Here is a 26129-nt window from a genome sequence, read left to right as displayed (position 1 = left end):
GGCTTTTAATTTTTGCCTATAGCTGTATGCTGATGGCAGAAATCACACTTCGCTATCGTGGTTTCTCACTCGATGCTAATTTCCTGATGATTAAACAAACGGAAATTGAAGAACTTTGGTGGTATCGCTACGTGTTTTATGTCCATGTCTGCACAGCTATCTTTGCCTTGCCTGCCGGCTTTACGCAGTTTAATACTTATCTATTGAATAAATATCCGCGAGTCCATCGAAGTATCGGGTATTTGTATGTATTCGCCATTTTGGTTTTTGCCGCTCCTTCAGGTTTGCTTATTGGATCCGTGGCAAATGGCGGGTTAACGTCTATTATTGCCTTTGAATTATTGGGGCTTGGATGGTTTTATTTCACCTGGATGGCAGTTCGTTTGGCGAGTCAGCGAAAATTTGATAAACACCGTGATTTTATGATCCGTAGTTTTGCCTTAACCTGTTCAGCACTTACCCTACGTTTTTGGAAGCTTGTTTTAGTGTACCTGTTTCAGCCCAATCCGATGGATCTCTATCAAATTATTGCCTGGTTGGGGTGGATCCCTAATTTGTTGTTGGCGGAATTTATTATTTATCAAAAAAATCATAAATTATGAGGAAGAACCTTTGTTTAATGTTAATGCTTGGAGCAATCCTTGGTTGTAAGGACGGGAAAAGCAAAAAGAATGAAGCCACCGAAACAAAAGATACTGTTGTGGCCGAAGCTGAGGCACATCAGGAACTTTATGGCAACTGGGTGGGCGAATTTGTTGTGGATGAAAGTACTCTTGAAGAAGGAGAAGGGCTGCCCACGACAGATTATTCTCCGAAGATAAATTTGACCATAAAAAAAATTACGGATAAGGGTAATATCTTCGGACAGAATGTTGTCAAAGGAAATCTGCGTTCTTTTGTGGGGAAATTGGAGGAAAATGGTGCCGATATTCGGTTATTATTGGATGAGCCCGGCGACAAAAAGTCCGACGGGCGATTTGAAATTAAGCTTAATCACGATACCTTAATAGGTAATTGGACCGCATATGACCAAGGGGTAAAGATTAAAAAGCGAAGCTTTAAATTGTTGAAAAAGCAGTTCGCCTATAATCCAAATCTGATGCTAAAAAATCAGGATGGAGAAGACGGAACTTTGGTCGACTGGATTAACGAAAAAAGAAAGGAGGAGACTGATGTGGATGGAGATTCAACTTATACTTACATTATTCAATACTATCGATCGGCATCCCCTGCGGTCTTTACTGTAAATGCATCTAAACAAAAGTTGACGGAGAAAGACCTTAAAAACCTCAAGAAATTAGATCTGGAGATTATTCGGAATACGATTTTTGCCCGACATGGCTATGCGTTTACCAAACCTAGCATTCGCCAGTTTTTTGAACCTGTAGATTGGTATGTGCCTATTTCAAAAGATGTGTCCGCAGACTTAAGTCCCTTAGAAAAAGATAATATAGCTTTGCTGACTAGATTTGAAAAATATGCAACGGATAATTATGACACCTTCGGAAGGTAATGCAGTCAACATTAGTCATGAATATTCGAAAGATCAGTATCACAAAAAAGGCTTTACATCGTAAAGCCTTTTTTGTGATATCAAGAGTTTATGTTTTATCATTTCTTCCGAATAGAAATCGCATTTTTATGCGCTTGCAGGCCTTCGAGTTCAGCGAGTATTTCAACTACCGACCCGATTTGTTGAAGTCCAGTTTCGCTTATATGTTGAAAAGTAACTTTTTTCACAAAAGAATCTACAGATACGCCAGAGTAGGAGCGTGCATAGCCTGATGTAGGCAGCGTGTGATTTGTACCTGAGGCATAATCTCCTGCGCTTTCAGGGGTTAAGTGCCCTAAGAAAACCGAACCAGCGTTACTGATATAACGTGTTAAGGACTCCCATTGGTCCGTCTCCAAAATAAGGTGTTCTGGCGCATAGTCATTTGAAAACTGTATGGCCTCCTGAAGATTCTCGACAGTTATTGCATAGGAATTTTCAATCGCTTTTGCAGCAAGTTCCTTGCGAGGCAAAACCGCTAATTGGGCTACCAATGCTGTGTTGACGGCATCAACTATAGCCGCGGAAGTTGCAACCAGCACAGCTTGACTGTCGGCTCCGTGTTCGGCCTGTGCCAAAAGATCTGCGGCGACAAATGCTGGATTAGCCGACTCGTCAGCGATGACCAGTACTTCGGATGGTCCCGCAGGCATGTCAATGCTAACATTTGCAAGGCCCTGTATGATGGATTTTGCTTTTGTGACAAACTGATTTCCTGGGCCAAATATCTTATCGACTTTTGGTATAGTCTCTGTTCCAAACCCCATAGCAGCAACAGCTTGAGCGCCTCCAACGAGGTATATTCTATTTATCTTAAGTAATTTTAAACAAAAAGCAACAAAGCCATTTATTTTTCCATTGGATTGTGGAGGAGAACAAACGACAATCTCTTTACATCCAGCTATTCTCGCAGGAATACCGAGCATTAAAAGTGTGCTAGGTAAAACTGCTGATCCCCCTGGGATATAAAGGCCAACTTTTTCAATGGGACGAACCTCGCGCCAGCATTTTACGCCGGGCATCGTTTCGACAGTGCGCTCCCTTTTTAATTGTGTACTATGGAATTTATGTATATTTTGAAACGCGATTTCCAATGCTCTTTGTTGATCGCGGTCAATGGTAGATGCCAGTGCGTCGATATCTTCCTCGTCTAAATATAATCTGTCAAGTTCAACTTTATCAAATTTGGCCGCATATTCGCGTAATACGATATCACCTTGGTGGCGTACTTGTTGAATAATTTCCTGGACAACCTCTTGTATTGCATTGTTTGGATCCGTATTCCTAGCGACCAGTTGCTGGATTTCGGTTTTTCCTAACGTTTTGTAATCATATTTTTTTAACATGGTTGTATAAGTGCATCAAGTTTAAAGAATGATTTTTTCAATGGGCATCACAACGATACCTTGGGCACCTTCAGCTTTTAACTTATTGATCTTATCCCAAAAGTCATCTTCAGTGATAACGGTGTGTACGGCTACCCAACCTTCTTCTGCCAATGGAACAACCGTAGGGCTCTTAACACCATGCAATAAAGAAGTGATGGCTGGCAAATTTTTCTTTTCGACATTCAATACCACATATTTAGTTTCTTTTGCTAAAAGAACAGATTCGATACGTTGTACTAATTCAGCCAAAACTTCATTGCCTTCTAATCCCTTTCTTCCAACCAAAATGGCTTCTGAATTTTTGACATCAGCAAAAGGTTTCAAACCGTTGCTTTTTAGTGTTCCTCCGGTAGATACGATATCGCAGATCGCGTCACTAAGACCCAAGCCCGGTGAAATCTCAACTGAGCCGGATATCAAACGGATGTCTGCATTAATCTTATAATCGTCTAGAAAATTCTTTAGGATATTTGGATAAGAGGTTGCGATTGCTTTGCCGTTAAGGTCTTTAATGTCTTGGATGGTGCTATCTTTGGGAATAGCCAGTTTCAATGTACATTTTCCAAAACCAAGCCGTTTGATGTATTCTACTTTGGATTCAGTCTCATCGATGATGTTTTCACCGACGATGCCCAGGTCGGCTATGCCTTGTTCCACATATCCCGGAATATCATCGTCTCTCAGAAATAATATTTCCAGTGGGAAATTCCCAACAGTTGTGATTAAAGAGCTTTTGTAGTTCTCGAAGTCTAAACCACAATTTTTCAGTAATTGAACAGATTTTTCGTTTAACCTACCCGATTTTTGGATAGCAATTTTAAGATTTTTCAACGCTTTATAAATGTTAGCAGTAAATTATTAATAATAAGAAATCAAACAAGAGGGAAGGTATTCTACGTAAGAACACATTAAATTAACATATCGCCACAATGGCGATGATGCAAATGAAAATGATGTACGTAAGTATAAACCATGTTTGTATTAATAACTGCAAGCAAATGTATAGTAAATTAATGGGAAATGCAAGACTATCATTTTAAAATTCTTATCCCAATGGACTTGTTGTTGAAATGAATTCAATTTTCTTGAAAAAAATGTGAAAACAATACTGTTGATTGGGGGAATATACCATAATTTAGACAAAAGGTAATGTTGATTTCCTATCCTATAGTAAGCTGTTTGAATCACGCCAATAGCAAGTTGTGAAATCTTGTCCAATCGAAACGCTTTTTATAGGCTGACAACTCACATAAATTTTCTTATTTTTAGGAGTTGGGGGTGACATACTACATTAGCAGCGAATAAGAGTTACAGTAGTAGGAAGTATAAGTTGTTGTTTAATAAATAGGAGGAATGTGTTTAGTGGTACATGTTTCAAAGAGATTGTAAATTAGATAGATTATTTATTTGATGAAAAGATTAGCTTTTATTTTTATTTGTTGGATTAACTGTCTATATGGTCCTGTTCTAGGACAGGAAAAGCCAGCGTCGACGTTAGATATCCGTATATTGGAGTCCATAGCCGAGACTCGGACAGCGCCGCAAACACAAACATTTAAAGTGCTTTCTGATATCAATAACTATGTTCAGATAGCCGTTCCGGTTGGTTTACTGGTTGCAGGTGCAGTCAACGATGATAAGGCAATGCGTCAGAATGCCTTGTATGTTGCTAGCAGTACGGCTGTAACAGCGCTCGTGAATGTTGGGTTAAAACATATTTTTAAGCGAAGCAGGCCATTTAAAAAATATCCTAATTTCATATCGGTTCGTACGGCCGGTGGGTATTCCTTTCCGTCTGGTCATACGTCATCTGCTTTTGCTACTGCTTCTGCTTTGTCTCGGGCTTACTCAAAGTGGTACGTCGTCGCGCCATCGCTTTTATGGGCGAGTAGCGTGGGGTATTCTAGGATGTATCTGGGCGTACATTTTCCCTCCGATGTGTTAGCAGGTGCTGTATTGGGAACAGGAGCGGCCTTTGCTTTAGATGGATTAAAGAAATAATATAGAAATAGAAAAAATGATGCAACAGGTTATTAAAATATTGGTTGTTGGATGTGGAAATATGGGCGCATCTCATGCGAAGGCATATCACGATTTAGATGGCTTTCAAATTGTGGGTCTAGTAGCTCGTGGGGAGAGCAAAAGTAAACTGAATGAACAATTGGGAGGCAACTATAAATTGTTTGAATCTTATGAGGATGCACTTCAGGAAACGAAACCGGATGCCGTTTGTATAGCGACCTATCCGGATACACACAAAGCGTATGCTATAAAAGCCTTTCAGGCTGGTGCTCATGTTTTTATTGAAAAGCCTTTAGCTGAAGATGTGATTTCCGCGCAGGAGGTCGTCGATGCTGCAGTGAAATATGATAAAAAATTGGTTGTTGGATATATTTTGAGATATCATCCCTCATGGGTCAAATTTATTGAAATAGCTAAAACGATGGGAAAGCCACTTGTTATGCGTATGAATCTGAATCAACAGAGCCATGGATATATGTGGGATGTGCATAAAAATCTAATGGCTAGTTTAAGTCCTATTGTTGACTGTGGAGTTCATTATATTGATGTTATGTGTCAAATGGTGGGTGCGAAACCATTGTATGTATCTGCAATCGGCGCGCGGTTAACCGATGAGATTCCTGCTTGGAACTACAACTACGGGCAATTGCAGTTGCATTTTGAAGATGGGTCCGTAGGATGGTATGAAGCTGGATGGGGACCAATGGTTAGTCAGAACGCTTTTTTTGTAAAGGATGTTTTTGGGCCTAAAGGTGCAGTTTCCATTGTCGCAAAAAAAGCAAGCAATGAAGGTAAATCGGATTCGGTAGCATCCCATACACAAACAGAAAGCCTTCGCGTACATTATGCTGATTTAGATTCGGCAAATGAATTTACGAAGGTTGATGAGTGGGTCAACTTATCGGATGAGCCCGATCATCAGGAATTATGTAACCGGGAGCAGTTATTCTTTCAGCAGGCGATTGTAGATAATTTGGACCTTTCTGATTCGATGGAAGATGCTGTTAATAGTCTACGAATTGCTTTGGCATGTGACGAAGCGGTGAAAACTAGGCAGATGATTAAATTGTAGTATATTTTGCTTAGTGGCCTTTTTTTTGCTTTTTATCGAAATATGAAGCGAAAAAAGTAAATAAATAAAAAAATAGCGTAAAAGATAGGCTTTTTGGTCTGTCTTTTGTTATTTAGCTACATATTTATCATTCTTATGAATAATTTACTCAACGTTGCACTATTATTTGGATTATCAATTTCGACAACCTATGCACAAGATAAGCAATGGCAGATGGAGTTGGTGTTTAAAGGTGAAGTTTCTCCTGAAAAATTTGAAAATGAAGTTCCGGAATTTGCAAAAGAGTTTTATGAGCCATTTTTGAAAGGAAAAATGGCTTATCGGAACGTGGAGATTTTGGCTGATGCCGATTATTCTTCCACTGTAGTGAATCAAAAAGCACATGCTATTTTAAATCGAAAATTAGCAAAAACATATTCGTATTCGGTCGGAGATGATATTGTTACTGCCGAAGCATACAGTCCATCCTATAAGATTGTCAGTACGAAGTTAGGGGAGTCGGAAGGGCCTTATGTGCAGCTGCAAGATATGGGCGAGATCGAATCGATAGCGGGAATTACCTGTAAGAAAGCAAAGTTATTTATAAAAAATCATGCCGATTCCGCGGTAGCAACGGTATGGTATTCGGAAGCAGTGCCCACGTATTATCTGACGGCATTTTCATTTATCAATGATTTACCCGGAGCTGTGCTCAAATTGTCTTTGGGTGAAAACAATGACCTTGGTTTTGAAACAACGAAAGTGACCAATGTATCGTCTGTAACAGATTTTACACTTCCTAAAAATGCAAAGGTGATTGATATCTCAGGGGGAGGGTATACGAGTGAAGGGGAAGATGTGAGTTTGTTTGAAGATACTTTTCCATTGGAAAAATCACTTAAATGGACGATGGTCAAGGATAAAGATACCAATGATGAATATTATGGTATAAAAAACATGGCTGGAGAAGAGGTGTTGCCTTGCTCTCTTTTCTCTTTAGCCTATTTTAATGAGCAGACTGCAATTGTTTCAGATAAAGATAATTATTTCTGGTTGTTGGATAAGAAAGGGGGGAAGGTGAATAAAGAAGGGTTTGACTGGCTTACGCCTGCAAATCAAAAACTGGCCATTTTTCAGAAAGATGGTAATTTTGGATTGATCACACAGGAAGGGAAAGTTCTGCTTGACAAAAAGGAAAATATCAGTAAATTTCTAGACAATTATTTGATGTTCTCTGAAAATGGAAAAGTTGGATTGTTGGATGAAAATGGGAAGATTTTATTAAAGGCGAACTTATTATTTTTAGATGCTGATAATGCTGGAAATGTTCTGGTCCGGGAGAAGGAAGGTGAAGAAACGAAAACGTTAGACCTGGAAACTTTTTTAAAGACCTATGTGAAGTGATTTTAAATTATATGCATTAATATAGATTTATTATTTATAAAAAAGGCCTTAGATACTATCGAAGGCCTTTTTTATGTGTCAATTTAATCGTGCATTTGCACGATTAAGGAATGTTCAAGAACTTATGTGTTTGTAGTGAAATATCCCATTTAGGGTTTTCTTTTACGTAGTCAATAATAGAAGGTGTCATCTCTTTCGATTTCGACCATTCAGGTTGAAGGTATAATCTACAGTTTTGTCCTACAAGTTGTGCGTATTCTTCTCCCCAGGCGAAATCGCTTTTATTGAAAACGATAACTTTAAGTTCACCAGCAGCTTCTAACACATCTTTGCGTGGAGCTTTGAATTTTTTTGGAGATAAACAAATCCAGTCCCATTCGCCACTCAAAGGATATGCACCTGAGGTTTCAATAAACGTTTTAATACCCGCCTCATGAAGTCCTTTTGTTAGGTAATCCAAATTATAAATAAGTGGTTCGCCACCCGTAATGACAACTGTTTTTGCAGGATATTTCTTTGCATTTTCGATAATCGAATCTGCGGTTGTAAGGGGGTGGATAGATGCATCCCAACTTTCCTTTACATCGCACCAGTGGCAGCCCACATCGCAACCACCCAATCGTATGAAATAAGCAGCAGTCCCGGTGTGGTAGCCTTCTCCCTGAATAGTGTAAAATTCTTCCATTAAGGGCAATAGTGTTCCGTCTTCTGGTACTTGATTTGACATAGTTAAAATTTCAGTCTGCAAAGGTAGCAAATATTAATGAGATGCTCAATTTGTCCTGTGGCTTTTAAGTAGCTGTCCTGTCATTTTTTTTATATATAGTTGCTGGTAATAATCTGTTTTATCCCTTTGTTTTTAGGTTGATGTTTAAGCAAAGCACATTGTTTACCGCTACTATGGTACCAGGTTTATACGATGTTTTCTATTAACAGCGAAACAATACTCTTTTTACAGGGGGTTAACAAGGGGGTAATAGGGATTTACCCCTGTTAACCCCCTGTTATACCCCTGTTAACCCCCTGTAATTACCCTGTTAATATATAACCTGATTTTCATTCATTGTTGGGATGTACAGGGGGCAATAGCGAGGAGCTGTTGATCAATAAGATCAGATTATTAATTCGCTTTAAACAGCAATGATGAGGATGTAAAGCGTGTAAAGCTGATGAATTTAGCGCATTTAAACTATGGACAAGAGGGGTGTAGGTTCGGCTTTCTATTTTTGTCGGGTCATAAATTATAAAAGCTGAAAACAACTTTGTTAAATTGTGACGATAGAATGCGTTGAATAGCGCAAAAAACCTGTTATTTTATCAGAATTTTTACTAAATTTGTGTCACAATTTATTTATTGAAAACATAAGTGTAATAACATAATTGTACATGTTGTTTTATGTTTTCTATTTTTTAACAATTTAAAGATCATAGTTGTAAATGATTAAAATTACACTACCAGATGGTTCCGTAAGAGAGTATCAACAAGGGATCACTGCTGCAGAGATTGCGTTATCAATCTCAGAAGGGCTTGCAAGAAACGTCCTTGCTGCCGAAGTAAATGGTGAAGTGTGGGATTCTGCCCGTGCTATTGAAAATGACGCTACTGTCAAGTTATTGACCTGGAATGATACCAAAGGTAAATCCACTTTTTGGCATTCTTCAGCACACTTGTTGGCTGAGGCTTTGGAAGCATTGTATCCTGGGATTAAATTTGGTATTGGTCCCGCGATTGAAACCGGATTTTACTACGATGTTGATTTTGGTGATCGTGAATTCTCGTCTGATGACTTTAAAGCGATCGAAGACAAGATGCTGGAGCTGGCTAAACGGAAAGAAACATTTGAACGTAAAGCTGTTTCGAAATCGGATGCATTGGCTTACTTTACTGAAAAAGGAGATGAGTATAAGCTAGATTTAATCAAAGACTTGGAAGATGGAAAGATTACTTTCTACACTCAAGGGGAATTTACAGATTTATGTCGTGGCCCTCATATTCCAAATACTGGGTTTATTAAAGCGATTAAATTGACTAATGTTGCCGGTGCTTATTGGAGAGGTGATGAGTCTCGCAAACAGTTGACACGTATTTATGGTGTTACGTTCCCTAAGGCATCGGAGCTTACAGAATATTTGAAATTTATAGAAGAGGCGAAAAAACGCGATCACCGTAAACTGGGGAAAGAGTTGGAACTTTTTGCTTTTTCTGAAAAGGTTGGTGCAGGTTTGCCTCTTTGGTTGCCTAAAGGAGCTGCATTACGTCAAAAGCTGATAGACTTCTTACAGAAAGCACAGTTAAACTCAGGGTATGAGCCTGTTGTTACTCCGCATATCGGACATAAGCAGCTATATGTGACTTCTGGACACTATGAGAAATATGGCGCGGATTCATTTCAACCAATAAAAACTCCTATCGAAGGAGAAGAGTTTTTGTTAAAACCAATGAACTGTCCGCATCACTGTGAAATTTATAAAGTAAAACCACGCTCGTATAAGGACTTACCGGTTCGATTTGCTGAGTTTGGTACTGTATATCGTTACGAACAGTCTGGTGAGCTTCACGGATTGACAAGGGTGCGTGGATTTACTCAGGATGATGCCCATTTATTTTGTCGTCCAGATCAGGTTAAAGGTGAATTCAAAAAGGTAATCGATTTAGTACTTTATGTTTTTGGAGCCTTAGGCTTTAATGATTATACAGCCCAAGTGTCGTTACGTGATCCTGAGAATCGTACGAAGTATATTGGTACTGACGAAAATTGGGCTTTGGCTGAATCTGCAATTATTGAAGCGGCGGAGGAAAAAGGCTTGCCGACAGTCGTAGAGTATGGTGAAGCGGCTTTCTATGGTCCAAAATTGGATTTTATGGTGAAAGATGCTTTAGGTCGTAAATGGCAGTTAGGTACTATACAGGTGGATTACAATTTGCCTGAGCGCTTTGAGTTGGAATATACAGGAAGTGATAACATGAAACATCGCCCTGTGATGATTCACCGTGCGCCCTTCGGATCTTTAGAACGTTTTGTAGCTGTATTGATCGAACATTGTGCTGGACAATTCCCATTATGGCTTGCTCCTGAGCAATTTATCGTCTTGCCAGTGTCAGAAAAATATGAAGAATATGCTCAAAATGTTTTGAATTCGCTAAATAATTCCGATATTCGCGGACTGATAGACTTACGTGACGAGAAAGTGGGCAGAAAAATCAGAGACGCCGAAGTGAAAAAGCTTCCTTATATGTTGATTGTAGGGGAAAAAGAGGTGGAAAATGGCACAGTTTCTGTACGTAAACATGGCTCAGTGGAATTAGGAACTATGACTGCTGAGGCATTTAGAGATATATTAATTAAGGAAATAACCGTTTAATTTTTAAACATTTGGCATTAAAAAGACCCGGTGGTCCAAGACCACCAATGAGAAAGAAAGAACCAGATCACCGCATTAATGAGTTAATCAAAGTACCTGAGGTACGTTTGGTAGGAGATAATGTGGAGCAAGGAGTTTTCCCTACGCGCAAAGCGTTAGAGTTGGCTGATGAGTTGGAACTTGATTTAGTGGAGATTTCGCCAAATGCTGTACCGCCGGTTTGTAAGATTATCGACTACAGTAAGTTTGTTTACGAACAGAAGAAGAAACAAAAGGAAATCAAAGCTAATGCAAAACAGACTGTTATTAAAGAAATTCGTTTCGGACCTAACTCTGGTGAGCATGATTTTGAGTTCAAATTGAAGCATGCGATTAAGTTTCTTGAAAGTGGAGAGAAAGTTCGTGCTTATGTACACTTCAAAGGTCGTGCTATTGTACACAAGGATCAAGGTGAAATCTTGTTGTTACGCTTTGCTCAGGCTTTAGAGGATTACGGTAAAGTAGAGCTTTTACCGAAATTAGAAGGTAAACGCATGTTTTTAACAGTAGCTCCAAAGGCTCCTAAAAAATAATAAGAATTCTAACAGATTGATATAAAATTTATAAGTATTATGCCAAAAGTTAAAACCAATTCCAGCGCAAAGAAACGTTTCAAATTGACTGGAACAGGTAAAATTGCAAGAAAAAACGCTTTCAAAAGCCACATCTTGACAAAAAAGAGCACAAAACGTAAACGTAACTTAACACAAACAAGTTATGTATCTGATGGCGATATGGGCAACGTAAAACGTATGCTTGCTATCGGTAAATAAGTTTTATTCGATTTTATTAATAATAATTTTTTAACCGGGTATAAGGTTGTAAGTTCATTGAAATACATGACACCTTCTACCAAACTAATTTTAAAAATATGCCACGTTCGGTTAACGCAGTAGCTTCTAGAAGAAGACGCAAAAAAATCCTAGGCCTTGCAAAAGGTTACTTTGGATCACGTAGCAAAGTTTATACTATTGCTAAAAATACAGTAGAAAAAGGTTTACAATACGCTTACCGCGATCGTAAAACCAAAAAACGCGAGTTTAGAGCTTTATGGATTCAACGTATCAACGCTGGAGCTCGTCAACACGGAATTTCTTATTCCCAATTGATCGGTAAATTAAACGCTAAAAACATTGGTTTGAACCGTAAGGTTTTAGCTGACTTAGCTTTAAATAACCCAGAAGCTTTCAAAGCAGTTGTAGACGCAGTAAAATAGAGTTTTTAATCCGCTGTCAATTTGTTAGAGATATTAAAGGAGCCTTTTAGGCTCCTTTTTTTGTTATGACGGTTACTGTATCTTTTTTGGGACGTTATGTGCCAGGTAAACCCAATTCAATGCTATGTTTCATTTTAGTTCTTACTCCCCAATTATACTCTTGATGCAAGTGACGCTGTATATTACAACTTATAGCTCTTTTAGATTTGAAATTAGGTTTGATTTTTGTTGATCTGTAGAAAACATAACATTATGAAACTAAGAACAATTACATTCGGATTTTCACTTCTTTTGATCGGAAGTTTGTTGATGGCGGCCAAAGAGCCAGTTTCCAAGGCTCTAACGAACGAAGTGGTTAATCAGCAGGGAAAAGTTATCTCAATTGAAGGGGTGAACAATAATCGTACGATAGAGGCCAAAGGGGGGGAGATTGTACAAATAGAAGGTGCTGACAATAAAGTTGTAATCCGTGGCAATGTAAGTAAATTGATTATTGAGGGGAAGGGGAATACTGTAACAGGGAATGACATCACAACGGTGACGATAGAGGGGGCAGACAATATGGTTAATATTGGTTCAGTAGAGACTGTTCAAATTGAGGGAGTCAAAAACCATGTCCATTATAAGTCTACGAAGAACAAGTCTGGTCAGGTAAAAGTGTCTACTGAAGGCGCGGATAATATGGTGATGAAAATGAAATAATGTAAATCAGATTTCCATAAAAAAGGGTTGTGTATATTATTTACAGAACCCTTTTTTATGAAAATGGTAGCTACGGTTTGTCTTGATCGTCCTCGGGATGACTGCGAGCAACTGTATCCCCCTGGGATTGAAATTCCGCTCCAGCTTCGTTTTCTCCTTGTTTCATCGTTGAATAAGGCTTTAGAAAGTCTTGATCAAAAGGATGCTCTGTCGCAGCCTTGGGAATAATCTGATCGTTCTGATATGGGCGAACACAGGTACCCTTTACACGTTCCGATTTATAGACATAAGTTCCCCAAATACAGAAAAAGATAATAGTTCTTATCGTATCTTCATATTTGGTAAATATGTCATCGGTTTTATTCAAGTATTGTTTGAACATAAAATAGCCTGCAATTGCATCTAGTGTACAAAATATGGCCATAAATAGTGCAACCATAAAGAAGGTCTGAGCGAAAATATCCCTTCTCTTAATTAGAAGGATACAGCTATAAATCAATCCAGACAGTATCAATATATTACCGATTATTTCCAATAATAGTAAAGTTCTGTATAGAACGGGGGAAACACCTTCCAGTTGATCTACCGCTTGCCAAGTATTTAAACTAAAGAAAGACTGTTGGAAGATAAATATACCGGATAAGGTCAATATATTTATAAATAGTACAATAAGTAGTACGATCATCCATCCGCCGATCTGATCGTAATAAATTTCGTCATAAGGTTTGATGATAAAAGCTTTGGTCCTATTATACTTTTTAACAATATACCAGATGACAGCTGGCACCAGAAGAACGAATAGGATCAGGACAAACCAATTAATGTCTTTCACTGATGCCGGCGTATTCAGATTAGTTATCCCATCTGTTACATATCCATCATTGTCAAGATAGAAACCATTATAAAAGATATGATCACGATCTGCAAAATCTGTATAATACTGTTTCAGGTCTTTTTGTTCGACAAAGGGTTCGTGGAAACTTAACGTGTATGCAACCTTAATACTATCCTGTTCAACTTCCAGTGTTTTGCCGAAAACATACGCAGTGCGGTCGAAATAACTATTGTCTCTATAATTGCCAAATTCCTTTTTCCCTTTGTTGACGATATACATTTCGTAGGTTAGATCTGTTGGAAAAGAAAGGCTTAGGGGAGCAATACGATCCTCCATAATCTCTGGAAGCTTGTCATTTATATTTGTTCCCAACAAAGGAATATATTTTTTAGTAGATCCGCTTTCTGTCTTTCCAATGTTTTTTATTTTATACTTTTCGATGATCTCCACAATATTGTTCTCCAGATCATCTTTGTATTGTATTTGACCAATTTTATTGATCTTCGGATAGATCTTGGCATAATACTCCAAGTATTGCTTCTGTATGTCATTTTTTGCACTACTTTGAATATAAGTACGCATATCGTCCGCTTCATTTCCAACATAAGTTGTGTGGACATCAAGGGTAGCCTCAAATTTGCCTTCCATTGTCAAGGTTTCCTTGACTTTAATATTACCAGTAACATGCTGCGGTACGTCTGTAAGCTTTCCACTACCTATAGTCGAGAGTACTTTTCCATAAGCTGGAAAATACCTGTTTTTGATATCTCCACCCTGATTAGTTATGGTTGGATCAATATATTGGGACCGTCCACCAATATTAACTTCAATAACCATATGGTTGAAAGCATAAGGTGAGGGGAGTTCTTCCTGCAGGCCTCTATTCTTATAGGTATTGGCTAATACGAGTCCTGCATCAATATTCTTGTTTTTGAGCATTGTGGCCAGCAGCATTGATTTATCTTTACAATCGCCGTAGCGCTGGGAAAATACTTTTTCTGGAACATTTGCCCGGTGCGAATATTCTCCCATCTCAATACCCATATAGCGTATCTCATTTTGTACAAAGTCGCAGGCCTTTTTCAGGTACGCATAGGGTTGCCCGTTGGACTCTTTCCAAAGTTGATTGACGAAGGCTTGAAGTGTACTTGTCGTTGCTATTTGTGGAATAGGATTAATTTTACGGTTCCATTGATCAACTTCCTGCCAGGTATTGAATTCCGAGCATTGGATATATTTTAAAGGGCTGTACCACGACGGACTATAATCCTCGTACTGAACCGTTTTGTCCGCCGTCAGCTCCCAGAAAAAATTTGTTGTATTTCCTGTTGACTGTTGCTGTGCCTCAGGTGCGCCATTGAAACTTTTAAACTGAAGTTTGCGACCATTGGGTACAATATAGTTGAGATGAACCAGACCTGTAGGTTCATATCCCTGTAAGTAATAGCTGTCGAAAAATTTCTGTTTAAATACCGGATTTACACCTATTATTGAATAAGCGAATACAATCTTGTCGTCTTTACGTAAATCCTCCAAAACATAATGGGCCATTTGACTTCCGTTGTAGATGGATCTCGAAAGCTCCGTTTCAGCGGCAAGCAGCTTAAATTTTGCCTGCGGTAATAGGTTAATATCTTTGCCGTTACGAATAACCTTTAGCTCATGTAGTTGAAGTTTTTGGAAATGCGGGTCAAAGGTTACCTGAACTTGTCCCAGATTTTCGATTCCAGTCTGATCAAAGAGAACTTTGATGTCCTTATAATATTTCGTTTGGGTAGCTAAGTTTATTTGATGTTCGATTAACTCATAGTAATATCCATCACTAATATCATCCAAATTTGGCTTTATGGCCTTTTTTGTAGTGGAGCGCAGCCAAGCTGGCGATGCTGTTTTTTGGATGGTTGTTTGGCTAAAAGACCAGGAAAATGCAGCTAGTACGAGTACAAAGGCAAATAGAAGATGGCTAAATCTTTTCATTAATTCATAATTTAGCCTAAGATAAGTAAAAATTGGAAGCGACGATAGTCGAATTTGGGGAATATTGGAAATTCGACTTTAGTTGAGTCTAGGTTATTTGGCAACTAAAAGGGGTGTCCATATATAACGGACACCCCTTTTAGTTGCTGATTCGGTAACCTTATAATTTACTTTCTCTTTTTTTCTTTTTCTTAACAACTTTAGGCATTTGAGCCTGTTTTGCTTCATATTGTCGCTCAATATATTGTATAATTTCTGAGGCAATATCTTTTTTTGTCGCTTTTTCGATGCCTTCCAAACCTGGAGATGAGTTTACTTCCAGTACCAGAGGGCCTCTGTCAGAAGGGATCATATCCACACCACAAACCGTAAGTCCTAATTGTGCAGCTGCCGCAATTGCTGTTTCTCTTTCGGCTTTACTTAACCGGATAATCTGGGCAGTGCCACCCCGATGGATATTTGACCGAAACTCACCCTCTTTGGCTGTGCGTTTCATCGCACCAACAACTTTACCGTCAACCACAAAAGCCCGGATATCTGAGCCTTTTGATTCTTTGATAAACTCTTGAATCAGGATGTTATTGCCCAGGCCGTAGAACGCTTCAATAACAGAAGAGGCTGCTTTTTTAGTTTCGGCAAGTACAACACCGATACCTTGTGTTCCCTCAAGTAGTTTAATGACTAAAGGAGCTCCACCAACCATGCTAATAAGGTCGTCCACGTCAGAGGCCGTGCGTGCAAATCCCGTAATCGGGAGTCCGATTCCTGCACCGGATAAAATCTGCAGGCACCTCAATTTGTCCCGAGATCGCGTAATGGCTTGACTGGGATTCGCGGAAATGACATCCATCACCTCAAATTGTCTAACGATGGCAGATCCATAGAATGTTACCGATGCTCCTATTCGGGGAATAATGGCATCAATATCACTCAGATCCTGTCCTTTGTAATGGATACTTGGTTTACCTTGCTGAATACCGACATAACACTTGCTGTGATCAATGACAACACATTCGTGTCCTCTTTGTTGTGCGGCTTCTACGAGACGACGAGTCGAGTATAAACTCTTTACTGTCGATAATACGGCAATTTTCACGATTTGTATAATGAGTATATTTTGTGCTAAGATAACAAAATTGCTTGGCTATTTGTTTTATTTTACCAAGGTCTTCTCCGAGAGATTTTCTTTGGAAACATCAACCAAAAACCTTTTGTTCAAGAAATTTTTACCCAAAAGCATGGGGTAAGTCATTTGTGATCTATTTCTAAAGGAGATTTTAATGCTAAATACCTGGTTATATAATGTTGCTGTTGTGCGGATGTAGTAACGCTTTTCTTCTTGGCCAAAAGAACTTTTTACGAGTTTTGTTCTATAGAGCTTTAACTTTAGCGTTTTCGTCTCTTTTGTCTCAAAATTTATGATCAGCTCGCAGATAATCCAGTCCTGACCATCCTCGTTAACGATCTTGTACGAGTTGCAGTGTAGTACCGATGAAGCAGCGCCGGTATCGACTTTTGCTTCTATACCATATATTCCCAATTCAGGTAAATCAAGGGTCTCTTTCCAGCCCACAAGAAGTTTTTCTTTCATGTATACCAAATTGAAAAAAATATCCTTGTCTCCTAGGTAAATAGGAGACAAGGATAAAAAACTTTTATTCGTAGATAAATTCTCCGTAAGGGGAGGTTATAGTTACTTTTTTGGATGCAGATTCCTCTACACGGCCTATGATCTGGGCCGGAATCCCGAATGACTCTGAAATGGCGATGATATCCGATGCAATCGATTCAGGTACATATAATTCCATACGGTGTCCCATATTGAATACTTTGTACATTTCTTTCCAGTCAGTATTGGATTCTTTCTGTATTAACGCAAAAAGAGGTGGAATCGGGAAAAGATTATCTTTGATGACATGCACATTATCGACGAAGTGCAAGACCTTGGTTTGCGCTCCACCTGAGCAATGTACCATTCCGTCAATTTGTGAACGGTACTTGTCTAGTATCTGTTTGATAACAGGCGCATAAGTACGTGTAGCGGAAAGGACTAGCTTGCCCGCGGTTATTTTTTCTCCAGTTTCAACTTCGATTTCATTTGTAAGATCTTGGCTTCCCGCGAAAACTAGTTCGTAAGGAACAGCTGGATCATACGCTTCAGGATATTTTTCAGCTACTTTTTTGTTAAATACATCATGACGTGCAGAAGTTAGTCCATTGGAACCCATTCCGCCATTGTATGCCTGTTCATAGGTTGCTTGTCCATTTGATGCTAAGCCAACAATAACGTTACCCCCTTTGATACGATGATTTGAAATAACGTCTTCACGTTTCATCCGACAGGTTACTGTACTATCAACAATGATGGTACGAACAAGGTCGCCAACGTCGGCAGTTTCACCGCCAGTAGAATAGATGCCGATTCCCAAACCTCGAAGTTCCGCCAGAATCTCTTCTGTGCCATTGATGATTTCTGCAATCACCTCTCCAGGAATGAGATTTTTATTTCTGCCAATCGTTGAGGATAAAAGAATGTTATCGATGGCACCCACACAAAGCAAGTCATCAATATTCATGATAATTGCGTCTTGTGCGATACCTTTCCAAACTGAAATATCACCAGTTTCTTTCCAATAGACATACGCTAATGAAGATTTGGTACCAGCACCATCCGCATGCATAATATTACACCAGTCTGGGTCTCCACCCAAAATATCTGGAATTATTTTGCAAAATGCTTTGGGAAACAGACCCTTATCTATATTTTTTATCGCATTGTGCACATCCTCTTTCCCTGCGGATACGCCTCGTTGATTGTATTTTAAATCTGACATCTTAGGGCAAAAATAAGCAATAGGACTGAATTAACGAATCTAATTCGTGTAATTTAATCACTTATTATTACGCACCACTGTTGAATTAGATTTTCGAGATTACTTTTCGCATTGGCTGGACTTGTGCTAGGTAAGCATCTGTAAATAATGTCCTCTCTTTTGTTGAAATGCTTTAAGTATAACGTGTGCGCTTTTTGCCCGTTAAAAATAATTTGTGTGATTTTAGGGTGGGCTTCTAGCAGCTCAACAATCTGGTTTGGAACTTCATTTTGTATGGCTAGATCCATACTGCCGGGACGAGAGGCTTCTGCGCAAACATCCCAAAGACCGATGTTGTTTTTGAATAATAGATCTATCTTCTCCGTATAATTTGTTTGCTCCGGCGCGTTAAACAAAGAGGTGATTACTTTCCAGAATCGATTTTGTGGGTGTGCATAATATTCATTTTCTGCCAAAGACTTATCTCCGGGCAAAGAGCCAAGGATGAGTATTTCTGTGGTAGAGTTTACTAAAGGTAGAAAGGATCTTTTGCGCATAATCAAAAATAGTAATTTTAAATTTTCATTTGAAATTTGAAAAATATTATAGTATATTTATGATATTAAAATGATATCAAATATATATTAACAAATTATGGAAAAACTAATTAAACCAATGTCAGGCTATTTAGCTTTATTGATAGCTGTCGTTTCGTTTGTGGCGGCAATATTCTCATTTGCCAGCGTAGAAGCAAGCTCACTTTATGTCGTATTGGGGGTTGTGCTGATGATCGCTACTTTTTTTATTCTGAAAGGATTGATGATTATTAATCCAAACCATTCGCGTGTACTGAATTTCTTCGGGAAATATGTAGGTACGGTTAAGGAAAACGGTTTGTTTTTTGTCAATCCGTTGTATTCAACGATTAAAATAAGTCTTCGGTCGGATAACTTACAGGGACAGACACTGAAAGTCAATGACAAGATGGGAAACCCAATTGAGATCGGAGCAGTGATTGTATGGCAAGTGGGAGACACGTATAAAGCTGCTTATGATGTAAGTAATTATACCTCTTATGTACGTACGCAGAGCGAAGCAGCGGTAAGACATTTGGCTGGAAGCTTTCCTTATGATAACTTGGAGGATGAAGGAGCGGAGATCACCTTGCGTGAAGGTGGCGATACCGTAAATCATATTCTTGAACAAGAATTGTCTGATCGTTTGGCGCCTGCCGGGGTTATTATTAAAGAGGCTAGAATCAGTCATTTGGCTTATGCTTCCGAAATAGCAGGTGCTATGCTTCAAAGACAGCAAGCAGCTGCTATTGTGGCTGCAAGAGCAAAGATTGTAGACGGTGCTGTTGGGATGGTGGAAATGGCCTTGCATAAGTTGTCTGAAAAAGATATTGTAGAGTTGGACAACGAGAAAAAAGCAGCAATGGTCAGCAATTTAATGGTGGTACTTTGCGGAGAAAAAGCAGCGACACCAATTGTAAATACAGGTACGTTGTACCAATAAACGAAATGAAATGGCGGATAAGAAAAACTTTATGCTACGCTTAGACGACCAGATGTACAAAGCATTGGAAAAATGGGCTGCAGATGAGTTTAGAAGTGTTAATGGGCAGATCGAATATCTTTTACATAAAGCGCTGCAAGAAAATAAAAGATTGGGCACAGAAAAAAAGACTGCCGATAAGAAATAGCCTATAGTAAGGAATGCCTATAGTAAGGAATGAAAACTGTACCTTTGGCCTCGCAATTGACAAAAACCAAAGGTACTTTTTATTTAATGTTTTAACGATAGAAGATGAAGATTAATCCAGCGTACAAGTTATTGGTCGTAAGTACAAGCACGATCCATGGTAGTGAGTTTTTAGCTTATATTAAGCAAGATTTTGTAGAATTTATTCAGTCAGACGAATTGCTATTTGTCCCTTTTGCGAGACCTTCAGGAATTTCGTTTGATGGTTATACGGCTAAGGTACAGGACGCATTGAAAGATAGGGGTATAACGGTTAGGGGGCTGCATGAGTTTCATAACATGAAGAAGGCTATTCAGGATGCTAAAGCTATTTTTATTGGTGGAGGAAATACATTTCTACTGTTAAAAACGTTGTATGAGCTGGATTTGGTACAGCAATTGCGCGTACAATTAGCAAAGGGGATTCCATATGTCGGTACATCGGCGGGGTCCAATTTGACCGGACTAACAATAGGAACTACAAATGATATGCCTATTGTTTATCCGCCTAGCTTTGACGCACTTGGTTTCTTGCCTTTTAATATCAATCCACATTATTTGGATCCGGATCCAAATTCTACACACAAAGGAGAGACAAGGGAAACGCGAATCCAGGAATTTCATCAAATTAATCCTCAGCCAGTCATAGGCTTACGTGAAGGGAGCTGGTTGCATGTAAATGAAGGAAACATAGAACTGAAAGGTAATTTAACAGCCCGGCTATTTAAAGCTGGTTTCGAGCCCGAGGAGCTAGCGCCTGGATTAATTAATTTTTAAGATAGTGTAAAGTTCATGGGCATATCAAGTCAAATGTGCTCTTCAATGTGGTAGTAGACGATTTTACGGAAGACTAGCAGCAATTCCCATTGGAAAAAATAGTTTTTCAGATTGTTGAAAATCATACAAAATAAGCTACTTTTGCGCTAAATCCATTAAATTTTCTTCCAATGGAACAAAATTCAGCATTACACCCAGCCGATATCGCGGAAGAAATATCGCGTTTAAGTAAAGGGGAGCAACATCAAGAGTTTATGGACTATCCTTTGGAGGATAGATTGGAGATCTTTTCTTTTTTTGAAATGGATGTCCAATATACGTTGATCAAATCCATGACGGAACATGAGCTGTCCGAATTGCTGAATAACCTGAAGCCGGATACGCGTAATGAACTGTTGTCGGAATTGCCGGATGATCTGATCAAATATCTGATCAATCTTTTGAATGAGCGCGAGAAGCAAATGGCTTTGGAGCTGATTGGTTATAAAGAGGACAGTATTGCCCGACTTATGACACCAATGTATGTGCAAGTTCGTCCTTATTATACCGTCGATGATGTTTTTCGGCATATCAAGGTGTTTGGAAGGAAGGCAGAAACGCTTAATTTTATTTATGTAGTTGATGAGAAAAACGTCTTGATCGATGACTTGAAAATTGGTCAATTACTACTATCGGATTCTTCTACCAAGATTTCCGACTTAATTGACTACAATTTTGCCGCGATTAAGGCTTCCACACCCATGGAAGAGGCATTCGAGATTTTTCAAAAGTACGATCGAAGTGCTTTACCTATCATTACAGAAGCAGGGGTATTGGTCGGAATTGTGACATTTGATGACGTATTGGATCGAATTGAAGATCGGGATACAGAAGATATCCAGCGATTTGGAGGGATGGAAGAATTGGATCTGGCCTATACGAAAACTCCTTTGTTGCAATTGATCCAAAAAAGAGCCGGCTGGCTGATCATCTTGTTTTTTAGCGAAATGCTTACAGCTTCAGCAATGGGATTTTTTGAAGGGGAATTGGAAAAGGCGGTTGTGCTTGCTTTATTTGTTCCTTTAATTATATCCAGCGGGGGTAATTCCGGGTCGCAGGCGGCATCTTTAATTATTCGTGCCATGGCACTCGGTGAATTAAAGTTGAAAGATTGGTGGTACGTGATGAAGCGCGAAATTTCTTCTGGTTTAATCTTAGGTGGAATATTGGGTTCGATCGGATTCTTAAGGATATTGGCTTGGCATTTTCTTGGTCTGTATGACTATGGTCCTTATTGGATTTCAATTGGTTTTACGGTTGCTGTTTCCTTATTGTTTATTGTTTTATGGGGGACTTTGTCAGGATCGTTTATTCCATTTATTCTACGTCGGTTTGGATTAGATCCGGCGACGGCATCAGCGCCATTTGTAGCTACCTTGGTGGATGTTTCAGGATTGATTATCTATTTTACTGTTGCGGCATTCTTTCTGCATGGAAAACTACTGTAGTTCAGATGATAAGATTTTTTAAAAAAAGCCTAAAGCATACTTATGATTTAGGCTTTTTTTTATCAAAAAATTTTCTCGTGTCTTTATTAAAATCATCTATCCATTCATTGTGGTCTGCATTCTTCTTTTTAGCATGTTTTTTTGGCCTATCCTGTTTTTATTTGAAGTAGTTCATAATGGAATACAAGGAGATAGACTGAGAAGCTGAAAGCGCATTGTCTTGTTTATAAATTGAGTCTGCTTATAAATTGAGTCTGCGGTATAATTTTTCCTTTAAACCGCCTTTTTGTGCAACATAAATTCCTTTTTTTCCGGAAAATAAAAAAGCGACTATACACGCTATTGCTATAAATAAAATAGGCTGAATCCCAAATAATTCATAACCCATTACAATACAGGCGAGCGGGGTGTTTGTAGCGCCTGAAAATACGGATACAAAGCCCATGGCAGCCAGCAGGCTGATGGGAAGTGGAATAACGGTGCTTAACGCACTCCCCAAGGTTGCCCCGATAAAAAACAGTGGGGTGACTTCTCCGCCTTTAAATCCGGCAGAAAGGGTGAAAGTCGTTAAAAGTAATTTGATGATAAAGTCATAATAATTCGACTGATCGACAAATGCGTTCTGAATCATCGGGATACCAAGTCCAATATAGTTGCTGCTATGGAGTAACGTAATGATAAGTACCAAAATAATACCGCCAATTACCGGTCTAAGCAGAGGATATTTAATTCGTTTGAATTGAAGGCTAAAGAAATCGCTGGTAAATATAAAAAGCCATGCCGTCACACCGAATAGAATGCCTGCGGCAAGGCTAAATCCAATATTGGTCAAAGACAGCATTGGAATAACATCATGAATTGGATAATGAGTGTGTGGAATATTCCATAATTGACAGCTGAAGTTCGCAAAATAGGCGGTAAATAAACAGGGCAGGATACCGAAATATCTTTTTTTGCCAATCAGTAGGACTTCCAGACCAAATATTGTTCCGGCGAGTGGGGTGCCAAACACAGCGGCAAAGCCTGCAGTGATGCCAATTGAAATTAAGATACGGCGTTCAGTTTTATCGAAGTCAAACCAGCGATTGAGCTGATCGGAAACTGCTCCACCTATCTGCACGGCAGTTCCTTCACGGCCTGCCGAACCTCCAAACAGATGTGTAAGTAAAGTTCCGAATAGGACAAGAGGCGCCATGATAAGCGGAATGCGGTGTTGGGGATGCAGGTATTCTTCAATCAGCAGATTATTTCCTTTGCTTGATGGATTGCCCCAATACTTATAGGACAATGCAATGGCAAATCCCGCTAGGGGGAGTCCATAAATTATCCAAGGATGAGCTTCTCGGTACTGCGTTACCCAATTGAGGGAAAAGAGAAAAAATGCACAAATAGATCCTACGATGAAACCTATCGCACTACAGGAGATAAGCCATTTACGAAAAAAATGAAGATTGCTTTGATTTGAATGTGTTATAGCCATAAGTCTACACTTTATATAAAATTGTTGTTTTATACTAAAATAGTAGACGTCATCAGCTTATTAGGGCGGTTCAGGGCAGACATCATTGCCATATTTATTTCAAATCTACAAAAAGCGAATGATAATAGCAACCCAGCCTGCGATCATAAATAATCCGCCGAGCGGGGTAATTGGGCCAAGAAACTTTAGATTCTTTTTCCAGTATTCGGCAAACGATAGAAAATATATACTTACTGAGAATAAAAGAGTTCCTAATGTGATCAGATAAAATGCAACTCGTTCAGACTGAAGCTCAAAGGAGAAATTAAATCCTAAAATCAACAGTGTAAGAGCAGCATACATTTGATATCGAACGCCGACCTCAAAGGATTCCAGCTTTTCAGGTGATAGGATTTTTTTGAATGCATGGGCTCCAAATGCACCTAGGATAATAGCGAGGCCGCCAAATAGGGCGGCTGTGATGATGACAACGTTTTGCATGCCTAAATTTACTAAATTGCGGGTTTAATCATATCAATATGAAGGATTCCATAATCAGGGTAGGGCTCGGAAATTTGCTCAAAGCCTAATTTTTCATAAAAGGATTTTAAATGAAATTGCGCACCTATCTGTATCTCGCCTTCACCAAATTCTTTGTAGAGCGATTCGATGGAATGAATCATTAATTGTTGACTCAGACCGGTTCCGCGCGCTTCCTCGGCAACGATAACCCGACCAATGGAAGCTTGTGGGTAGGAAAGGCCCGGAGGAACTAATCTCGTGTATGCAATAATACGATCATCTTGTTCTGTCCACAGATGCAGACAAGCAAAATCTTTATCGTCCAATTCAGGATATAAACATTCCTGCTCCAGAACAAACACTTCCATGCGAAGCTTTAAAATACGATATAATTCTTTCGTGTTGAGTTCGTGAAAACTCTTTAGATTCCACTGAAAAGCCATAATTGAAATAAAAATAGAGTCAAATTATGCGATCGATATGGCTGGAAAGACATATCCAATTTAATTTGACTCTATTGATTTGAGCGTTTTATGCGAGAAGACTTTTAACAACTTCAGAGATGGTTTTCCCATCTGCTTGTCCAGCAAGCTTTTGATTTGTAGCGCCCATTACTTTACCCATATCTTTAATGGAAGAAGCTCCTGTTTCGGCGATAATTGCTTTGACAATCGTTTCAACTTCTTCTTTGCTTAGTTGTTTTGGCAAATAAGCCTCAATTACTTTTTCTTCCTCAATTTCAATTTCATAAAGATCTTCCCGGTTTTGAGTCTTATAAATTTCCGCAGATTCGCGACGTTGTTTTACAAGTTTTTGTAAAACTTTAATCTCCGCCTCCTGATTAAGGTCTTCGGCATGACCTTTTTCTGTTTTTGCTAAAAGTATAGCTGCCTTAATTGCACGTAAGCCACGTAATTTTGCCGTGTCTTTTGCGATCATTGCCGCCTTAATGTCTTGATTTATTTGTATTTCTAATGACATGATATTTAAATTATTTTCGATTGACAATTGCGCCTGTCGCTTGTGCTGTAGGCATTATTAATAGATCGTTTATATTAACATGTGCAGGTCTGGTAATGACGAAAAGGATCGTTTCGGCAATATCTTTCCCTGTCAGGGGTTGTACACCATTGTAAACATTTTTAGCTCTTTCCCGGTCTCCATGGAAACGAACTTCCGAAAACTCTGTCTCCACCATTCCGGGGTCGATAGATGTTACTTTAATGCCCTGAGTTAGCAAATCAATGCGCATAGCTTTAGTTAAAGCATCAACAGCATGTTTGGTAGCACAGTACACATTTCCATTCGGATAAACCTCTTTCCCTGCAATAGATCCCAAATTAACAATATGGGCGCCGTTTTCGGTATCCATAAGTGGTATCACAGATTTACTCACATACAGTAAACCTTTGATATTGGTATCAATCATTCTGTCCCAATCTCCGATATCACCATCTTGAATAGGATCCAATCCTTGACTCAAACCAGCATTGTTAATGAGAACATTTATTTTTTTCCATGCTGGAGGTAGGCCCTCAATTTGATTCGCAACTTGTTCTGCATCGCGAACATCAAGCTCAAAAATATGGATCTGAATAGTAGGGTAGGCCGCTAACAATGCATCTTTTAATGCCTCTAAACGGTTTAACCTGCGCGCGCAAAGTAAAAGATTGTAACCCTCTTTCGCTAAAACTTCGGCGCAAGCCTGACCAATTCCTGAACTTGCTCCTGTAATAAAAACTGTTTTAGTCATATAATGTAACTCGTTGATATTAAAAA

At 39.0% G+C, this 26129-nt stretch carries 27 protein-coding genes and 1 riboswitch; of the genes, 14 read left to right on the top strand and 13 right to left on the bottom strand.

Going from position 1 to position 26129, the window contains the following annotated elements; all coding sequences use genetic code 11:
- The first annotated feature begins 32 nt into the window (after positions 1 to 32).
- Entirely contained in the window at positions 33 to 602 is a 570-nt protein-coding gene (locus tag K2F45_RS17785) for a DUF2306 domain-containing protein (RefSeq protein ID WP_236582812.1), read from the top strand.
- A complete protein-coding gene (locus K2F45_RS17780) occupies positions 599 to 1513 on the top strand; it encodes a YARHG domain-containing protein (protein WP_075993346.1) in 915 nt (304 codons plus the stop codon). Before K2F45_RS17785 ends, K2F45_RS17780 begins: the two co-directional genes overlap by 4 nt.
- A gap of 98 nt (positions 1514 to 1611) precedes the next feature.
- Here the strand turns inward: K2F45_RS17780 and hisD are convergent, their stop codons facing one another.
- On the bottom strand, positions 1612 to 2898 hold the full coding sequence (gene hisD / locus K2F45_RS17775; protein WP_248931954.1) for a histidinol dehydrogenase: 1287 nt from the start codon (positions 2896 to 2898) through the stop codon (positions 1612 to 1614).
- Between the two features lie 21 nt (positions 2899 to 2919).
- Complete coding sequence (gene hisG / locus K2F45_RS17770) at positions 2920 to 3771, bottom strand: ATP phosphoribosyltransferase (protein ID WP_120332653.1); 852 nt, start codon at positions 3769 to 3771, stop codon at positions 2920 to 2922.
- 579 nt (positions 3772 to 4350) lie between these two features.
- On the opposite strand from hisG, the gene K2F45_RS17765 reads away from it, so the two are divergent.
- The 3 genes from K2F45_RS17765 to K2F45_RS17755 all read left to right on the top strand — a co-directional run bounded on the left by K2F45_RS17765 (position 4351) and on the right by K2F45_RS17755 (position 7417).
- The gene (locus tag K2F45_RS17765; RefSeq protein WP_075993343.1) at positions 4351 to 4941 is read left to right on the top strand and encodes a phosphatase PAP2 family protein; all 591 of its coding nucleotides are present in this window, start codon (positions 4351 to 4353) and stop codon (positions 4939 to 4941) included.
- A gap of 16 nt (positions 4942 to 4957) precedes the next feature.
- On the top strand, positions 4958 to 6034 hold the full coding sequence (locus K2F45_RS17760) for a Gfo/Idh/MocA family oxidoreductase (RefSeq protein ID WP_075993342.1): 1077 nt from the start codon (positions 4958 to 4960) through the stop codon (positions 6032 to 6034).
- Between the two features lie 135 nt (positions 6035 to 6169).
- Positions 6170 to 7417, top strand: a complete 1248-nt coding sequence (locus tag K2F45_RS17755; RefSeq protein ID WP_075993341.1) for a hypothetical protein — start codon at positions 6170 to 6172, stop codon at positions 7415 to 7417.
- A 103-nt stretch (positions 7418 to 7520) separates the two neighbouring features.
- On the opposite strand, the gene K2F45_RS17750 is transcribed toward K2F45_RS17755, so the two are convergent.
- The gene (locus tag K2F45_RS17750) at positions 7521 to 8144 is read right to left on the bottom strand and encodes a 7-carboxy-7-deazaguanine synthase QueE (RefSeq protein WP_075993340.1); all 624 of its coding nucleotides are present in this window, start codon (positions 8142 to 8144) and stop codon (positions 7521 to 7523) included.
- A gap of 710 nt (positions 8145 to 8854) precedes the next feature.
- Here K2F45_RS17750 and thrS point away from each other — a divergent pair.
- From thrS to K2F45_RS17725, 5 genes are all read left to right on the top strand, one after another.
- Positions 8855 to 10780, top strand: coding sequence for a threonine--tRNA ligase (gene thrS, locus K2F45_RS17745; RefSeq protein WP_075993339.1), 1926 nt, complete (start codon positions 8855 to 8857; stop codon positions 10778 to 10780).
- 11 nt (positions 10781 to 10791) lie between these two features.
- Positions 10792 to 11352, top strand: a complete 561-nt coding sequence (gene infC / locus K2F45_RS17740) for a translation initiation factor IF-3 (protein WP_075993338.1) — start codon at positions 10792 to 10794, stop codon at positions 11350 to 11352.
- A 39-nt stretch (positions 11353 to 11391) separates the two neighbouring features.
- A complete protein-coding gene (rpmI, locus tag K2F45_RS17735) occupies positions 11392 to 11592 on the top strand; it encodes a 50S ribosomal protein L35 (protein WP_002993964.1) in 201 nt (66 codons plus the stop codon).
- A 98-nt stretch (positions 11593 to 11690) separates the two neighbouring features.
- On the top strand, positions 11691 to 12035 hold the full coding sequence (gene rplT / locus K2F45_RS17730; protein WP_046674462.1) for a 50S ribosomal protein L20: 345 nt from the start codon (positions 11691 to 11693) through the stop codon (positions 12033 to 12035).
- Positions 12036 to 12287: 252 nt separating this feature from the next.
- Entirely contained in the window at positions 12288 to 12737 is a 450-nt protein-coding gene (locus tag K2F45_RS17725; protein ID WP_075993337.1) for a DUF3060 domain-containing protein, read from the top strand.
- A 70-nt stretch (positions 12738 to 12807) separates the two neighbouring features.
- Here K2F45_RS17725 and K2F45_RS17720 read toward each other — a convergent pair whose 3' ends face one another.
- From K2F45_RS17720 to K2F45_RS17700, 5 genes are all read right to left on the bottom strand, one after another.
- A complete protein-coding gene (locus tag K2F45_RS17720; RefSeq protein WP_248931953.1) occupies positions 12808 to 15549 on the bottom strand; it encodes a DUF3857 domain-containing protein in 2742 nt (913 codons plus the stop codon).
- 160 nt (positions 15550 to 15709) lie between these two features.
- Positions 15710 to 16645, bottom strand: coding sequence for a 30S ribosomal protein S6--L-glutamate ligase (gene rimK, locus K2F45_RS17715; RefSeq protein WP_070565651.1), 936 nt, complete (start codon positions 16643 to 16645; stop codon positions 15710 to 15712).
- Between the two features lie 57 nt (positions 16646 to 16702).
- On the bottom strand, positions 16703 to 17140 hold the full coding sequence (locus K2F45_RS17710) for an ATP-dependent zinc protease family protein (RefSeq protein WP_201667802.1): 438 nt from the start codon (positions 17138 to 17140) through the stop codon (positions 16703 to 16705).
- Positions 17141 to 17204: 64 nt separating this feature from the next.
- Entirely contained in the window at positions 17205 to 18383 is a 1179-nt protein-coding gene (locus K2F45_RS17705; protein ID WP_248931952.1) for an AIR synthase related protein, read from the bottom strand.
- A 53-nt stretch (positions 18384 to 18436) separates the two neighbouring features.
- Complete coding sequence (locus tag K2F45_RS17700; protein ID WP_075993332.1) at positions 18437 to 18919, bottom strand: DNA-deoxyinosine glycosylase; 483 nt, start codon at positions 18917 to 18919, stop codon at positions 18437 to 18439.
- Positions 18920 to 19016: 97 nt separating this feature from the next.
- Here K2F45_RS17700 and K2F45_RS17695 point away from each other — a divergent pair, with 97 nt between their 5' ends.
- The 4 genes from K2F45_RS17695 (at position 19017) to mgtE (ending at position 22369) form a co-directional block, all read left to right on the top strand.
- Positions 19017 to 19880, top strand: coding sequence for an SPFH domain-containing protein (locus K2F45_RS17695; protein ID WP_201667805.1), 864 nt, complete (start codon positions 19017 to 19019; stop codon positions 19878 to 19880).
- Between the two features lie 10 nt (positions 19881 to 19890).
- Positions 19891 to 20067, top strand: coding sequence for a type II toxin-antitoxin system antitoxin (locus tag K2F45_RS17690; protein WP_075993331.1), 177 nt, complete (start codon positions 19891 to 19893; stop codon positions 20065 to 20067).
- Positions 20068 to 20171: 104 nt separating this feature from the next.
- Complete coding sequence (gene pepE, locus K2F45_RS17685; RefSeq protein WP_248931951.1) at positions 20172 to 20882, top strand: dipeptidase PepE; 711 nt, start codon at positions 20172 to 20174, stop codon at positions 20880 to 20882.
- Between the two features lie 170 nt (positions 20883 to 21052).
- Positions 21053 to 22369, top strand: a complete 1317-nt coding sequence (mgtE, locus tag K2F45_RS17680; protein WP_075993329.1) for a magnesium transporter — start codon at positions 21053 to 21055, stop codon at positions 22367 to 22369.
- 241 nt (positions 22370 to 22610) lie between these two features.
- Here the strand turns inward: mgtE and K2F45_RS17675 are convergent, their stop codons facing one another.
- The 5 genes from K2F45_RS17675 to K2F45_RS17655 form a co-directional block, all read right to left on the bottom strand.
- A complete protein-coding gene (locus tag K2F45_RS17675) occupies positions 22611 to 23849 on the bottom strand; it encodes a voltage-gated chloride channel family protein (protein ID WP_075993328.1) in 1239 nt (412 codons plus the stop codon).
- 36 nt (positions 23850 to 23885) lie between these two features.
- A riboswitch (Fluoride riboswitch) is annotated at positions 23886 to 23948 on the bottom strand.
- A 6-nt stretch (positions 23949 to 23954) separates the two neighbouring features.
- Positions 23955 to 24329, bottom strand: a complete 375-nt coding sequence (locus K2F45_RS17670) for a DUF423 domain-containing protein (protein WP_075993327.1) — start codon at positions 24327 to 24329, stop codon at positions 23955 to 23957.
- An 11-nt stretch (positions 24330 to 24340) separates the two neighbouring features.
- A complete protein-coding gene (locus tag K2F45_RS17665) occupies positions 24341 to 24793 on the bottom strand; it encodes a GNAT family N-acetyltransferase (protein WP_083663676.1) in 453 nt (150 codons plus the stop codon).
- 88 nt (positions 24794 to 24881) lie between these two features.
- A complete protein-coding gene (locus K2F45_RS17660) occupies positions 24882 to 25331 on the bottom strand; it encodes a GatB/YqeY domain-containing protein (RefSeq protein WP_075993325.1) in 450 nt (149 codons plus the stop codon).
- A gap of 10 nt (positions 25332 to 25341) precedes the next feature.
- On the bottom strand, positions 25342 to 26103 hold the full coding sequence (locus K2F45_RS17655) for an SDR family oxidoreductase (protein ID WP_075993324.1): 762 nt from the start codon (positions 26101 to 26103) through the stop codon (positions 25342 to 25344).
- Positions 26104 to 26129: the final 26 nt, after the last annotated feature.

The sequence above is a fragment of the Sphingobacterium siyangense genome (assembly GCF_023277505.1).
Taxonomy (GTDB): domain Bacteria; phylum Bacteroidota; class Bacteroidia; order Sphingobacteriales; family Sphingobacteriaceae; genus Sphingobacterium; species Sphingobacterium siyangense.
The sequence above is the reverse complement of the archived record's forward strand: the minus strand, read 5'-3'. Positions and strand labels throughout refer to the sequence as shown.

What these genes read in the sequence shown, in the direction of transcription:
- K2F45_RS17755 (WP_075993341.1), top strand. Translation starts at nt 6,170, where the DNA reads ATGAATAATTTACTCAACGTTGCACTATTATTTGGATTATCAATTTCG.
- K2F45_RS17720 (WP_248931953.1), bottom strand. Translation starts at nt 15,549, where the DNA reads ATGAAAAGATTTAGCCATCTTCTATTTGCCTTTGTACTCGTACTAGCT.
- K2F45_RS17710 (WP_201667802.1), bottom strand. Translation starts at nt 17,140, where the DNA reads ATGAAAGAAAAACTTCTTGTGGGCTGGAAAGAGACCCTTGATTTACCT.
- K2F45_RS17750 (WP_075993340.1), bottom strand. Translation starts at nt 8,144, where the DNA reads ATGTCAAATCAAGTACCAGAAGACGGAACACTATTGCCCTTAATGGAA.
- K2F45_RS17765 (WP_075993343.1), top strand. Translation starts at nt 4,351, where the DNA reads ATGAAAAGATTAGCTTTTATTTTTATTTGTTGGATTAACTGTCTATAT.
- rpmI (WP_002993964.1), top strand. Translation starts at nt 11,392, where the DNA reads ATGCCAAAAGTTAAAACCAATTCCAGCGCAAAGAAACGTTTCAAATTG.
- K2F45_RS17700 (WP_075993332.1), bottom strand. Translation starts at nt 18,919, where the DNA reads ATGCGCAAAAGATCCTTTCTACCTTTAGTAAACTCTACCACAGAAATA.
- mgtE (WP_075993329.1), top strand. Translation starts at nt 21,053, where the DNA reads ATGGAACAAAATTCAGCATTACACCCAGCCGATATCGCGGAAGAAATA.
- thrS (WP_075993339.1), top strand. Translation starts at nt 8,855, where the DNA reads ATGATTAAAATTACACTACCAGATGGTTCCGTAAGAGAGTATCAACAA.
- K2F45_RS17725 (WP_075993337.1), top strand. Translation starts at nt 12,288, where the DNA reads ATGAAACTAAGAACAATTACATTCGGATTTTCACTTCTTTTGATCGGA.
- K2F45_RS17675 (WP_075993328.1), bottom strand. Translation starts at nt 23,849, where the DNA reads ATGGCTATAACACATTCAAATCAAAGCAATCTTCATTTTTTTCGTAAA.
- K2F45_RS17785 (WP_236582812.1), top strand. Translation starts at nt 33, where the DNA reads ATGGCAGAAATCACACTTCGCTATCGTGGTTTCTCACTCGATGCTAAT.
- K2F45_RS17760 (WP_075993342.1), top strand. Translation starts at nt 4,958, where the DNA reads ATGATGCAACAGGTTATTAAAATATTGGTTGTTGGATGTGGAAATATG.
- hisD (WP_248931954.1), bottom strand. Translation starts at nt 2,898, where the DNA reads ATGTTAAAAAAATATGATTACAAAACGTTAGGAAAAACCGAAATCCAG.
- K2F45_RS17655 (WP_075993324.1), bottom strand. Translation starts at nt 26,103, where the DNA reads ATGACTAAAACAGTTTTTATTACAGGAGCAAGTTCAGGAATTGGTCAG.
- K2F45_RS17695 (WP_201667805.1), top strand. Translation starts at nt 19,017, where the DNA reads ATGGAAAAACTAATTAAACCAATGTCAGGCTATTTAGCTTTATTGATA.
- K2F45_RS17690 (WP_075993331.1), top strand. Translation starts at nt 19,891, where the DNA reads ATGGCGGATAAGAAAAACTTTATGCTACGCTTAGACGACCAGATGTAC.
- rplT (WP_046674462.1), top strand. Translation starts at nt 11,691, where the DNA reads ATGCCACGTTCGGTTAACGCAGTAGCTTCTAGAAGAAGACGCAAAAAA.
- K2F45_RS17660 (WP_075993325.1), bottom strand. Translation starts at nt 25,331, where the DNA reads ATGTCATTAGAAATACAAATAAATCAAGACATTAAGGCGGCAATGATC.
- K2F45_RS17780 (WP_075993346.1), top strand. Translation starts at nt 599, where the DNA reads ATGAGGAAGAACCTTTGTTTAATGTTAATGCTTGGAGCAATCCTTGGT.
- K2F45_RS17670 (WP_075993327.1), bottom strand. Translation starts at nt 24,329, where the DNA reads ATGCAAAACGTTGTCATCATCACAGCCGCCCTATTTGGCGGCCTCGCT.
- pepE (WP_248931951.1), top strand. Translation starts at nt 20,172, where the DNA reads ATGAAGATTAATCCAGCGTACAAGTTATTGGTCGTAAGTACAAGCACG.
- K2F45_RS17665 (WP_083663676.1), bottom strand. Translation starts at nt 24,793, where the DNA reads ATGGCTTTTCAGTGGAATCTAAAGAGTTTTCACGAACTCAACACGAAA.
- K2F45_RS17705 (WP_248931952.1), bottom strand. Translation starts at nt 18,383, where the DNA reads ATGTCAGATTTAAAATACAATCAACGAGGCGTATCCGCAGGGAAAGAG.